Source organism: Streptomyces sp. NBC_01446 (assembly GCF_026340095.1).
Lineage (GTDB): Bacteria > Actinomycetota > Actinomycetes > Streptomycetales > Streptomycetaceae > Streptomyces > Streptomyces aureus.
The window spans coordinates 245,137-258,251 of record NZ_JAPEPO010000003.1 but is presented as its reverse complement, the minus strand read 5'-3'; the positions used below and the strand labels follow the sequence as shown (position 1 = coordinate 258,251).

8 protein-coding genes are annotated in these 13,115 nt (G+C 68.5%); all 8 read left to right on the top strand.

The window, feature by feature from the left end; all coding sequences use genetic code 11:
• Positions 1 to 6: 6 nt before the first annotated feature.
• Positions 7 to 714, top strand: a complete 708-nt coding sequence (locus tag OG456_RS45355; RefSeq protein ID WP_266570984.1) for a FadR/GntR family transcriptional regulator — start codon at positions 7 to 9, stop codon at positions 712 to 714.
• Between the two features lie 624 nt (positions 715 to 1,338).
• Positions 1,339 to 3,381 carry a hypothetical protein gene (locus OG456_RS45350; protein WP_266570983.1) on the top strand — a complete coding sequence of 681 codons (2,043 nt, stop codon included), beginning with the start codon at positions 1,339 to 1,341 and terminating at the stop codon, positions 3,379 to 3,381.
• A 59-nt stretch (positions 3,382 to 3,440) separates the two neighbouring features.
• Complete coding sequence (locus OG456_RS45345; RefSeq protein WP_266570982.1) at positions 3,441 to 4,739, top strand: ABC transporter substrate-binding protein; 1,299 nt, start codon at positions 3,441 to 3,443, stop codon at positions 4,737 to 4,739.
• 74 nt (positions 4,740 to 4,813) lie between these two features.
• On the top strand, positions 4,814 to 5,770 hold the full coding sequence (locus tag OG456_RS45340) for a carbohydrate ABC transporter permease (RefSeq protein ID WP_266570981.1): 957 nt from the start codon (positions 4,814 to 4,816) through the stop codon (positions 5,768 to 5,770).
• Positions 5,767 to 6,630, top strand: coding sequence for a carbohydrate ABC transporter permease (locus tag OG456_RS45335; protein ID WP_266570980.1), 864 nt, complete (start codon positions 5,767 to 5,769; stop codon positions 6,628 to 6,630). The genes OG456_RS45340 and OG456_RS45335 overlap by 4 nt, the downstream gene beginning before the upstream one ends.
• 88 nt (positions 6,631 to 6,718) lie before the next feature.
• Positions 6,719 to 11,212, top strand: a complete 4,494-nt coding sequence (locus OG456_RS45330) for an endo-alpha-N-acetylgalactosaminidase family protein (protein ID WP_266570979.1) — start codon at positions 6,719 to 6,721, stop codon at positions 11,210 to 11,212.
• A 75-nt stretch (positions 11,213 to 11,287) separates the two neighbouring features.
• Positions 11,288 to 12,643 (top strand): glycoside hydrolase family 36 protein, encoded by a 1,356-nt coding sequence (locus OG456_RS45325; protein WP_266570978.1) that lies wholly within the window; start codon positions 11,288 to 11,290, stop codon positions 12,641 to 12,643.
• Positions 12,644 to 12,698: 55 nt separating this feature from the next.
• The gene (locus OG456_RS45320; RefSeq protein ID WP_266570977.1) at positions 12,699 to 13,106 is read left to right on the top strand and encodes a hypothetical protein; all 408 of its coding nucleotides are present in this window, start codon (positions 12,699 to 12,701) and stop codon (positions 13,104 to 13,106) included.
• Positions 13,107 to 13,115 lie beyond the last annotated feature (9 nt).

Below are 13,115 nucleotides of genomic sequence, written 5' to 3'. Positions count from 1 at the left end.
TCCTACGTGGCAGTGCGGCGCACCACGTTGTTCGACCAGGTCGCGAGCGAGATCACCACGCTGATCCAGGAGAGCGGGCTCAAGCCCGGCGACGAGATGCCTCCTGAGGGAGAGCTCGCCGCGCGGTTCGGGGTCAATCGACTCGCGGTCCGGGAGGCGATCCGGGCGCTGGCGGCGAGGGAGATCCTCGTGTCCAGCCAGGGCAGGCCGGCACGGGTGAACGTTCCCTCAGCGCGGGTGTTCGGGCAGATCCTGCGGTTCCGGCTGCGCCAGGACTCGCTGCGGTTCGCCGACGTACTGGATGCGCGTGGCGCGATCGAGGGTGCGATGGCCTCTCGTGCCGCAGAAAGGGTGCGCGCCGGTGAGGCCTCTCCGGAGGCCGCCTCGCCTCTGCTCGAGGAGATGGCCGCGGCCACCGACGACCGAGAGCGTTTTGTCGCTCTCGACGTCGCCTTCCACCAGGAGATCGCGCGGATGGCGGGCAACGGGATCCTGGAGCTGGTCCTGGAGTCGCTCACGGACGTCCTGACCGAGCACCGGTTGGCAAGCTTCGAGGCCAGGTCGCACAGGGGTGACAGTCAGCAGGCGACGATCGCCGCGCACCGTCGGATCCTGGATGCCATTGCGGCGGGCGCACCCGAGGACGCGGTCGCGGCGATGGAGGCGCACCTCGACGCGACCGGCGAAGACCTGGAAGCGTGCCGTAACTCGTAGACCGGCCCCGGAGTTACTGCTGGCCCTGCGCACTCCCCGTCCCCGTCCCTGTGGCCGTCACTGCGAGGCCCAGCCCCTGGCCGGGGTGCGATTGTGGATGCCTCCATCCGGACCGGGACCTGCGTCCGCGGTGAGCACCCCACCACTGCGCCCGGCGCCGACGGCAGTTGACGCCATCGGCTGAAACGGCGGAGATGCCCAAGCGGTGGCCGGCTTCCCGCAGGGATGCGCGTCAGTCGGGGCTGTCCGATCGGCGAGCTCAGCCCGAACTGCGTGAAGAAGGGTTTCGTCACCGAGGCCGCACTCGAGGGATCGGCGAACCGATCCGGCATCAGTGGGGTAATCGCCCCGATCGGTGCGTGCATGCGATGTCGCCCCCGGCCCGCGAGCCTGGCCTCCAGGCGGACTCCCTTCCGTCTCCTGCTGCGCGTTGCAGCGACCGTACGAACCACGACGCTCCTTTTGGTCGCATATCAGACGTTCTGCCGACGACGGAGGAGGGTGGTGATTTTCCGCTCCAAGCACTTGACCGCTTAGCAGATAAGTTGAAGGATCTGTCCTGCCGAGGGCAGATCACCTTGCTCGCACGGCACCCGGACCAGCAGGTAAGAGGTGGGAATTCTCGTGTCGACCCGATACGTGTTGCGACTTCAGGCGGACCCCGCCGACGACGTGGCGGACGTCGAAGAGCGACTGCTGCGCCTGGTGAAGGACAGTCGCGCCGACGAGATCTGTGTCTTCTTCTTCGGCATGGAGTTCAACGACGGGCACGAGCCGGTGGCAGAGGTCGCAGCATGGCTCGACCGCACGCGCCCCTGGCGTACAGCCCTGCGTTCCGCGGGAGTCGGTGTCAGCCTCAACCCCGGGCACACGCTCAGCCACGGCGACTGGGGCCGCAAGCGTCGCGAATCCTGGCAGCCAATGGTCGATCAGAACGGCACGGAAGCCGAAATCACCGTCTGCCCGCTCGATACCGCCTGGCAGGCGTACTTCGCCGAGTGCCTGCACCAGTACGCGGCCGAAGACGTCTGCGCCGTGTGGATCGAGGACGACATCCGCCTGCACAACCACGCCCCGCTCGACTGGGGCGGCTGCTTCTGCCCCCTGCACCTGGCCGAGTTCGCCTCCCGCACCGGTGAGGCACCCACTCGCGCGGAGCTCGTGGCCGCCTGCACCGCGCCCGGTGAGGCACACCCCTGGCGCCGGCAGTGGCTGGACCTGCTCGACGACACCACGGCCGGCCTGCTGAGCGAGTGGCGCGCGATTGCGGACGCGCACGGGGTGGAGCTCGGCCTGATGTCCAGCCGCCCCGAGTCGCACGCCCCTGAGGGGCGGGACTGGTCGCGATGGCTCGACAAGGTGGGCATCCACCGTCCGCACTTCTGGCCGTACTCCGACACCGCAGGACCCGAACTCCCCTTGTCGGCAGCCCTGTTGGACGCCCAGCGCGGACTGCAGCCGTCCAGCCTGGTGAGCTACCCGGAGATCGAGTGCTGGCCGTACGGGCAGTGGAACAAGTCGTTCCGGCAGACCGGCGCCCAGATGGCTCTCGCTCACATCCTCGGCTGCCACGGACTTGCCGTCAGCCTCTACGACTTCCTGGGCAACCACCCCGACGACGAACCCGAGCGCGCACGCTTCCTGGCCGACTGGCGGCCCACCTTGGACTGGCTCGCGGACACCTTCCCCACCTCGCTGCGCACGGTCGGCATAGGCGTTCCCTGGTCACCGGAGACGGCACGTGAGCTTCGCGTCGACGACGACGGCAACTCCGGGCGGTGGCAGGCGCTTCAGGCCGACCACCGGGAGTGGGCGGGGTGGCTGGGGGCCATCGGGCACGCGGTGACCGTCCGCCCTGAGAGCATGGACCTCCGTGCTGCACAGACCGCGCTTCCTGGCGGCGAGACCACGGTGCGCTCGCTCGCCGGTCGCTCCGTCTGGGCCTACACCGACGACCAGCTCCGCGACTGGCTGCACGGGGGCCTGATCCTCGACGGCACCGCTGCCGAGATTCTGCACCGGCGCGGCTTCGGCGATCTGATCGGCGTTCGCGGCCTGCGCACCCCCGGCGTCCACGACCCGATCCCGGCCCGGGAGATTTGCACCGACCCCGAGTTCACCCTGCGTGTGGGCGCCGCTGTCTCCATTGACGCCGAGGTGAACGGTCACCGGCCGCTCGCCGTCGCCGACCCTGTGCCCGGCGCGCGGATCGCCAGCCGGCTGGTCGACCCGCGCGGCGCGGACGTCGGTGCCGGGCTCGTGCTGTACAGCAACGCGCTCGGCGGCCGCACCGCCGTCTGCCCCTGGCCGGCCACCGCGCGGGTGCGGATGACCCCGCAGCGCGCGGCCCAGCTCAGCGCCGTGGCCGACTGGCTCGGCGACGGCCGCCATGCCCGGGTGTCAGGGCAGCCGTGGCTGGTGCCGCAGGCGCTCACCGACGGCCGTCGCTGGCGGCTCGTCGTATGGAACGCGGGTCCGGACGAGGTGGCCCGCCTGACCGTCCGGCTCCCGAACGCAATGCCCGCTCCCACCGATGCCGTGCAGATCACCGCACGCGGTGAGCGACTTCCGGCCTCGTACACAGACGGCACCGTCGAGCTCACCCGGCCCATGGGCCAGTGGGAGTTCGTGGTGCTGGCTGCCGACTGCGAAGAACGATCCAGATGAACGACACCTCAGCCGTTGCCTCGCGGCGGCGGGAAGGAAACACAGTGAGAAGTTCTTGGGTGCGCGGAGCCGGAGCTCTGCTGGCTGTCGGCGCGCTGTTCACCACCAGCGCCTGCGGGGCCGACTCCGGGTCGAAGGACACCTCGCACAAGCCCGCCGGCAGGGTGAACCTGACGTTCTGGGGCTGGGCTCCTGGCTACGACAAGTCGGTGGCGATGTTCAACGCCTCCCACCCGGACATCCACGTCACGTTCCAGAAGACCGCGGGTGGCTCGGCGGGCGGCTACAGCAAGATGCTGAACGCCGTGAAGGCGGGCAACGCCCCGTGTCTGGCGCAGGTCGGCTACGAGACCCTGCCGAGCTTCGCGGCCGCGGGCGCGCTGCAGGACGTGGGCCAGTACGCGAACAAGAGCAAGGACCAATACGTCGACTGGACCTGGAAGTCTGTCAGCGTGGCGGACCAGGTGTACGGCATTCCGCTGGACACCGGCCCGGAGGCGATGTTCTACCGCGCCGACCTGCTGAAGAAGTTCAAGCAGCCGGTGCCCACCACGTGGGAGGAGTTCGCCAAGGTCGCCAAGGCCATCCACAAGGCCGATCCGAGCGTGGAGATGGCCACCCCGCCCGGTGACGGCTACGACGTGGCCGGCCTGACCTGGCAGGCCGGCGGCAAGTGGTTCGGCACCGAGGGCAGCAAGTGGCAGGTGAACATCGACAGCCCCGAGTCCCGCAAGGTCGCCGCCTACTGGCAGGACCTGCTCGACGCCAAGGTGCTGAAGACCACCCCGGCGCTCGACGCGAAGTGGATGGCCGACGCCGACAAGGACAAGGTCGTTGCCCACATCGGCGCCGTGTGGGTCAACACCTTCCTCTCCCAGAATCTCAAGGGTTCCGCCGGGAAGTGGGCCGTGGCGCCGCTGCCGCAGTGGGCGAAGGGCGACAAGGCCGGTGCCAACAACGGCGGTTCGTCGACGGCCGTGCTGAAGGGCTGCAAGGACCAGAAGGAGGCCGTCGAGTTCGCAGACTGGTTCAGCCGGAGCAAGGGCAGCGTTGAGAACCTCATCAAGAACACCGGCATCTACCCGGCCTCCAAGGACGGCCTGGCGCTTCCGGCCGTGAACGCGCCCTCCAAGTTCTACGGCGGCCAGAAGATCTTCGACGTGTTCAAGGAGGCCGCCGCCGACACCGACAACACCTGGCAGTGGGGCCCGACCATGGCGCAGGTGGAGGCGGACTTCACCGACGGGATGAAGAAGGCCATCGCCGGCGACGCGTCCGTGACCGACGCGCTGACCACCACCCAGGACAAGACCATCGAGGCGATGAAGGCCCAGGGCCTGAACGTCTCGAAGGGCTGACCGCAGGCTGATAGCCGGGGCCGCCGCCGGACTCCCTGCGGCGGCGGCCGAGGCCCGTACGACGGGAAGACATCGTGACCATCACCACCGTGCGCTCGGGCACCGTCGTGGCCCGGGGCGAGAGGCCCGCGGCCCGCCGCCGTCGCCTCTCACGGGGCCGCACCCGCAGCGCCTGGCTGTTTCTGGCACCGTTCTGGGTGCTGTTTCTGGCTACGTTCATCGCGCCCATCTGCTATGCCGTCGAGCAGAGCCTGTTCGCCCTGCACCGTGACGGGCTCGGGCTGACGGCGCCTACCACGCGTTTCGTCGCGCTCGACAACTACGTACGAGCAGTGCAGGACAGCGAGTTCCTCAGTTCTCTGGTGCGGGTCGTCGGCCTCGGCGTGGTGCAGGTGCCGCTGATGCTGGGGCTGTCGCTCCTGCTCGCACTGCTCCTGGACTCCGCATCGGTGCGCTGGCCGGGAGTGTTCCGAACGCTGTTCTTCCTGCCGTACGCGCTGCCGGGGGTGATCGCCGCGATCATGTGGTCGTACCTCTACCAGCCGGGCATCAGCCCGCTCGCGAAGGCGGCAGGGCAGCTCGGGCACGACGTCGACTTCACCGCGCCCGCGATGACACTGCCCGACATCGGCAACATGGTCACCTGGGGCTGGACCGGCTACAACATGCTGATCATCTTCGCCGCGCTGAAGGCCGTCCCCGCCGAGCTGTTCGAGGCCGCGGCGCTCGACGGCTGTTCCGGCTGGCGGATCGCCTGGCACATCAAGATCCCGAACGTGCGCGGGGCGCTGATCCTGACCACCGTGTTCTCCATCATCGGCATGGTGCAGCTGTACGCCGAACCGGACATCCTGCGCGGGATCACCAACACCATCACCTCCGACTACACGCCGATTCTCGCCGCCCAGAAGGCCTCCGACGCCGGCAACTACCAGTACGCGGCGGCTCAGTCCGTGGTTCTGGCGCTGCTGACGCTGGTCCTGTCCTTCACGTTCCTGAAGTTCACCCAGCGCAAGGGGGCCGGGGAATGAGCACGCCGCAGACCACAGTCCGCCCGAGCGGGGTGGCCGTCTCCCGCGCCGCAGTGATGGCCGTCATGGTGCTTTTCGCCGCCTACTCCGTGCTGCCCGTATGGTGGCTCGTGGTCACCGCGACCAAGAACAAGGGCTACCTCTTCACCACCAACGGCTTCTGGTTCTCGCACTTCGACCTGTGGTCCAACATCCGCGACGTCTTCGCGATGGACGACGGCATCTTCGCCCGCTGGATGCTCAACAGCGTCGTCTACAGCGCGGTGGGAGCGGCGATCAGCACCTTGGTGTGCGCGGCGGCCGGCTTCGCGCTGGCGAAGTATCAGTTCAGGGGACGGGAGGCCGTGTTCAACACGGTGCTCGCGGCCGTCCTCGTGCCCGGCGCGCTGTTCGCGCTGCCGCTCTACCTGATGTTCTCGAAAATCCACCTCGTCAACACCTACTGGGCGGTCCTGATCCCGAGCGTCGTCAGCCCGTTCGGCGTGTATCTGACGCGGGTGTACGCGACCGCATCCGTACCCGACGAACTGCTTGAGGCGGGCCGGGTCGACGGTGCGAGCGAGGCGCGGATCTTCTTCACCATCGTGCTGCGCATGATGTCGCCGGCGCTGGTGACCGTCTATCTCTTCCAGTTCGTCGGCATCTGGAACAACTACCTGCTGCCCGTACTGATGCTCGCCGACGACCGGCTGCAACCGGTCACCGTCGGTCTTGCCACCTGGCGCGAGCAGTTCAACAACGGCACTCCCTACAACGTCACCATCACGGGCGCCTTCCTGTCCGTACTGCCCCTGGTGGTTGCCTTCCTGAGTCTCCAGCGGTTCTGGCGTTCGGGCCTGGCCGCCGGGGGCCTCAAGTAGCGCAGGACCACAGCGCCTGCGCGTTTGGCGCCCTGCACCTCACGTACCGCACCGCAACCACAGATTGCTGAGGCATGCCATGCCATCCGTGCGCGTATCCAGACTCGTGGCCGCGGCGGCGATAGCCGCTGTCGGCGGAGCCTGCCTGACCGCACCACCGGCCTTCGCGTCCGAAGGGACGGCCACGCTGCGATCGGGCAACCTCGCCGTCGACGTGTCCACCGCCTTCCCGGAGGTGTTGAGCTATACCTGGGCCGACACGAAGGACGTCCTGTACGGCTCGGCGGGCTCGGACCCCGCGCTCACCGTCAACGGAAAGACGTACACCCCCTCCGTAAAGTCCACCGTAGAGGACGGCCACGTCGACTATCGGCTCGCCGTCGATGAGATCGGCGTCGTGGCCACTGCCCGGATCGCGGTGGACGGCGATCGGCTGAAGCTCACGATCCCCCGTATCGAGGAGAACGGCGACACCAAGGTCTCCACCATCGGCCTGCCCGGCCGCAGCCTGCTTTCGGTACGCGCCGACCAGGCCGGCGCCGCTGTCGCCGACGCCACGGTGGCCCGCACGTACTACGCGCCCGGCCCGCAGCTCGACGAAATCAAGTCCGTGGCGGACCTGCCCGTCGACAGCCAGGCCCGCGAGGCGACCATCGCCATCCTCAGCACCGACAAGCTCGCGGGCGCGATCCAGACCAACGCCGTGCAGAGCTATGGCAACCTGCAGCTGCAGACCACCGGCTCCGGCGACGCCAAGCGGACCGGCGTGTGGTCCAACACCTGGACCTACCGCGGCCCTGATGGCAAAGTCGTCGCCACCCCCGAGAGCCAGGTCGTCCTGACCCCGGAGCGCAACGGCGACGGAAAAGTCGACTGGCAGGACGGCGCCATCGCCTACAGGAAGATCATGCCGCGCCCGTACGGCAGCGGGCAGACCAAGAACAACGTGGTCTCGCAGATCTCGCTGAACTTCGCCAGCCAGGCGCAGAACCCGTTCATCAAGACCCTCGACGCCATCAAGAAGGTCTCCCTCTACACCGACGGCCTCGGCCAGCAGATCCAGCTCAAGGGCCACCAGGACCAGGGCCACGACTCCGCACACCCCGACTTCGCCGGCAACTACAACGAGGCCGCGGGCGGGCTCGCCGACATCAAGACCGTCGTCGACGAGGCACGCAAGTTCAACACTGTCGTGGGCGTCCACATCCAGAACGGCATCGAGGCGCCGCGGGCCAAGGCCTTCCGCTGGGACAAGACCACCAACCCGACCGAACCGAAGCCGAATTACGTCTACGGCGACACCAACTACGAGATGAACCAGGACAAGGACCTGGCGAGCGGCGACTACGAGAAGCGGATGACAGACCTGAAGAACGAGGTCCCGAACCTCGGCTTCATCTACTCCGACGCCTTCTTCAACACCGACTGGAGCGCCTGGAAGCAGGCCGAGGTCGTCAAGCGGCTCAAGATGCCGATCTACACCGAATTCCCGACATACATGTGGCCGTACGTCACCTGGTATCACCAGTCGGCCGAGTACGACGACATCGGCGTCAACTCCGACATCCTGCGGTTCGTCTACAACGACCAGACCGACGCCTGGATCCACGGCAGCAACAAGATGCTGGGCGGGGTGCAGAACAAGGCGGGCTTTCTGGGTTGGCACTCCGACCACTCCCTCGACAAAGAGATCGCGGAGGTCTTCACCAACAACCTCCCCGCGAAGTACCTGCAGAACTTCGAGATCACACACTGGAGCGACAACCGCATCGACTTCACCGACGGAGTGAAGGCGACCCTTGAAGACGGCACGCCGCGCATCTACCGCGACGACCGGCTCGTACGCGACGGCAAGGACCTCTTCCTGCCCTGGTCCGCCAAGGGCCAACAGAAGATTTACGCCTGGAGCGACGACGGCGCCAAGCGCACCTGGACGCTGCCCAAGGCGTGGAACGGCGTCCACGACGTCACCCTCTACAGGCTGACCGACCAGGGCAAGGAGAAGGCCGGCGTCCTGCCGGTGACCGACCACAAGGTCACCCTGGATCTCGCCGCCGACGCCCCGTACGTCGTGTACCCGAACGGCGACGTCGACGTGCCGGTCGAGTCCGGCTCCCAGGCTGACGGCAGCAACACCGGAGTGCCGCCCACGCCCAAGGACACCGCCAAGACGGTCGGCTTCGGCCACGGCACCATCGCAGCCGACGGGCAGTTCTACACCGGCGGCTTCACCAAGTGGCACCGCGAATCCAACTCCGGTGACGTGTCCGGCATCAATGTCGTCACCGACTCCAACGGGCTGCAGAACCTCCGGATCTCCGGGGTCAAGGACGGCCAGGTCACCCAGGAGTTGCACGGCCTGGAGCCCGGCCACACCTACAAGGCATCCGCGTACGTCAAAGTGACCGGCGACCGCAAGGCGACGATCTCCGTCCGCGCCGGAACAAAGTCCGCCACCACGTCGATCGACGCGCCGACCCCGGAGATGAACGACGCCGACAACCGCCTGGCCGGACAGCGCTTCCAGCAGCTCAGCGTGCTGTTCAAGGTCCCCAAGGGCGAGCACTCGGCGGTCCTGGCGCTGGCCGGCGCCGCGTCTTCGGACGCCGACACCGTGGAGTTCACCGACGCTCGCGTGCAGCTGAACGACGACGCTACGCACAACGCCGACGGCCACTACTACACCGAGGACTTCGAGCACCCCTCCGGCGGCAGCTTCGGCCCCTTCCTCATCGGCAAGTTCTCCGAGCCCAGCGAGATCATCTCGACCCGGCACGAGGGCTACACCCGCGACACCATCAGCGGGAGGCACTCGCTGGAGACCACCGTCAACGGCGAGGGCCTGCAGTTCCGCACCTGGCCCGGCAGCATCGCGTTCAAGTCCGGTCACGCCTACCGGGTTCGACTGGACTACCAGAACGACACCAGCGGCCTGTACCGCTTCGAGGTTAAGGCCGACGGCCAGTCCAAGCCGGTCCTTGCCACCCCGCTGGCGCAGACCACCGACCGCGGTCTGGGCTCCGCCCCGGCCGACGGCACCAAGCCTGACGGCTGGACGGACAGCCTGCCGCCGCAGCCCTCAGCCCCGCACGCCTCGATTGATGAGACGTTCGTGTCCGGTGACGACAGCACGTACCTGGCCCTGACGCAGACCTCCGACGGGCTGGGCGCGGCGACGCTCGACAACCTGGTCGTCGACGATCTGGGCCCAGCCCCGGCCGCCGAACTCGGCAAGCAGGTGGCGACGCTCGACGTGAGCCCCACCCGGATCCCCAAGGACGCCACGTCTTCTGTCGCGGTGAAGTTCACCAACACCACTGGTGCGCCGATCAGCGACGCGGCGCTCACTGTGAACGCCCCCGATGGCTGGAGTGCCAAGGCCACCGATCCGGCGGACCTCAAGTCCGTGGCACCGGGCGCCGCTGCCACCGTCCACTACGACGTGACGGTGCCCAAGGACACCGCGTCAACCGGCAACGTCCTGGCCGTCCACGCCGCATACACCTGGAACGGCCGCCACACCGGCACCAGAGCCGCGGCCGAGATGCACATCGGCTACGACTCGCTGCCCGACGCCTACAACAACGTCGCGATCACCGACGAGGCCACCGCCAAGCACGGTGCCTTCGACTCGGACGGCAACAGCTTCTCCGCGTCCGCGCTGGCCGCCGCCGACCTGCATCCCGGCCAGCCGGTGCGGCATGACGGCACCACCTTCACCTGGCCCGACGTGGCCCCGGGCAAGCCGGACAACGTGGCTGCACAGGGCCAGAACATTGCCCTCACGGGCAGCGGCAGACTCGCCGTCCTCGGCGCCGCCTCCGCCTTGGACCGCACCGACAACGTGACCGTCTCCTACACCGACGGCACCTCCAGCAACGCCGAGCTCGGGCTGCCCAGCTGGCACGGCGACAAGGCCGGCCGATACGGCGGCCAGATCGTTGCCGACAGCCTTGGCAGCAACACCCCCTCAGGACCGACCGACCCGAGCGGGCACTACCGGGTCTTCTACAACACCGTCCCGCTCGACGAGGACAAGACGGTCGAGTCGGTGACCCTGCCGAACGACCCGGCGCTGCACTTCTTCGCCCTCACCACCAAGCAGCTGGTCACCGGCGCCCCCACTGCGGACACCTACGCCAGCGACATGGCCTGGACGAAGATGACCAATGGCTGGGGCCCTGTCGAACGCGATCACGCCCTCGGCGAGAACCTCGCGGGAGACGGCAACGCCCTGACCCTCGGCAGTACCGACACGGTGTACGACAAGGGCCTGGGCGCCGCCCCGTTCGACGGCTCTGCGGCGGTCATCGGCTACGACCTCGGCGGCAAGTGCACCAAGCTGACGGCGATCATCGGCCTGGACCGGGCGCAGCTCTCGCGCGGCTCGGTGGCGTTCGAGGTGATGGCGGACGGCAAGTCCGTCTTCACCAGCGAGGTGTTCCGCCCCGCCTCGGCGCCCCGGACGATCGACGTCGACCTCACCGGCGCCAAGGCCGTCGAGCTGCACACCCTCGACGGCGGCGACGGCAACGGAAACGACCACGGCGACTGGGCGAACGCGAAGTTCCACTGCGCCTGACCCCCTGCCGGCGAGGGGGCACTTCCCGGAACCCGAAGTGTCCCCTCGCCCTCGACCGAGCTATGAGGAGCCCCCATGACCTTCGCCCCCGTCGCCTTCGTGGAGTGTGATCCCGCCCGCGCGCGGGTCTTCGAGAACGGCTGGTCGTCGTTCGGCCCCAGTACCGTCTACGCGGCGACAGCCACCTCCCCGAGGCCCTCGCTGCGGGTGTACGAGATGTCGACGTTCCGCGCCGACACCCCGGCCCCGCCCACCGGATTCCAGGGCGAAGGCCTGCTCGCCGTCGACCCCGGCGACGGCGGCCCGATCCATCTCTTCGCCGCCCCCGACGCCCGCGTCGAATGCCCGTCCATCCGGGCCGTGGCGGAGGGCCGCGGTGTCCGGGTGACGGCCGACGGTGTGGTCGAGCACACCCAGGACGACGGGCCCGGCGGCCTGGAGTCCGCGCTCGCCCGCTGGGCCGACCGATACGCAGCCGCGCTGGGCGTGCGAGTCGCGGAGAGCTACCCGACCGGCTGGTGTCCCTGGTACCAGTACTTCACCAAGCTCACCGAGCGCGACATGTACGAAAACATCGACGCCATTGACGCGCACGAGCTGCCCATCGACATGATCGCCGTGGACGACGCCTTCCAGAAGGAGATCGGCGACTGGCTTCAACTCTCCGACCGCTTCAGCTCACTCGGCGGCCTCGTCGACCGGATTCACGCTTCCGACCGGCGGGCAGGCGTGTGGATCGCCCCGATGTTCGTCGGCGCCCGCTCCGATGTCTACCGCGATCACCCCGACTGGCTGGTGCGCACCGAGGACGGCTCCGAGCCGCTGTGGACCGGCCACATCTGGGAACAGGACCTGTACGCGCTCGACGTCACCCACCCCGGCGCGGCGGCCTATCTCCGCGAGGTGTTCCAGACGTGGCGGGGACACGGCTTCGACTACTTCAAACTGGACTTCCTCTTCGCCGGCGCCCGGGTGGGCCGCCGCCACGAGGACGTCACCGCCCTCGAGGCGTACGCAATGGGCGTCGACCTGATCCGCGACGCGGTCGGCGAAGACGCCACCCTGCTCGGCTGCGGCGCCCCGCTGCTGCCCTCGGTCGGACTTTTCGAGGGCATGCGCATCAGCTGCGACATCGCCCCCACCTACGCCCCCGAGGACGGCGACATCAGCCAGCCCTCGCAGGCCGGAGCCGTGCTCGGCGGGCGCGGACGGGCATTCATGCACGGCCGGTTCTGGCACAACGACCCGGACTGCGTCATCCTCCGACCCGAGGTCGAGCGGCGTGCGAAATGGGCCCGCCACATCGAGGCGTACTCCGGCGTGCGCGTGCTCAGCGACCGCGTGAACTCCCTCGACGCATGGGGGCTGGAGACAGCCCGCCGACTGCTGACGCGCTCGACACCGAAGCCGCTGATCCCGTCGATGCCATGACCCCATCCCCGTTTGAGACGTCAGTGCCGTGCCCCTCGACGTTCAGGATCTCCTGATGACCGCGCGCGTACCCGGCCTCGCCCCCAGCTCCTTCGGCCGCCGCGGCTTCCTCGCCTCCGCGGGACTTGGCGCCGCCGCGGCCACGCCGCCCTTCGGCCGGCTCGCCCGCGCCGCCGAGGCGGCCGGCGTGAACCCCCGCGACCTCACCGTGGTCCCCGCCGACAAGAACTTCGAACCCGAGTTGATCGTCTCCCTACGCGAACGCGGCACCACGACCGTGCTCGCCACCCCTCGGGGGAGCGGCCTACCCATCGGCGGCATCGCCTGCAGCCATATCTACCTCTCCGGCGACGCCGCCTTTGGCACTGGGATGTCGACAACCGTCGCCCGCCGGCCAACATCAACGACATCCGCTACAGCCACCCGATGGAGTTGGACACCCCGGTCACCGTCGCCACCGTGATACGTGCCA

Coding starts and splice junctions, on each gene's coding strand:
- OG456_RS45325 (WP_266570978.1), top strand. CDS start 11,288: ATGACCTTCGCCCCCGTCGCCTTCGTGGAGTGTGATCCCGCCCGCGCG.
- OG456_RS45320 (WP_266570977.1), top strand. CDS start 12,699: ATGACCGCGCGCGTACCCGGCCTCGCCCCCAGCTCCTTCGGCCGCCGC.
- OG456_RS45335 (WP_266570980.1), top strand. CDS start 5,767: ATGAGCACGCCGCAGACCACAGTCCGCCCGAGCGGGGTGGCCGTCTCC.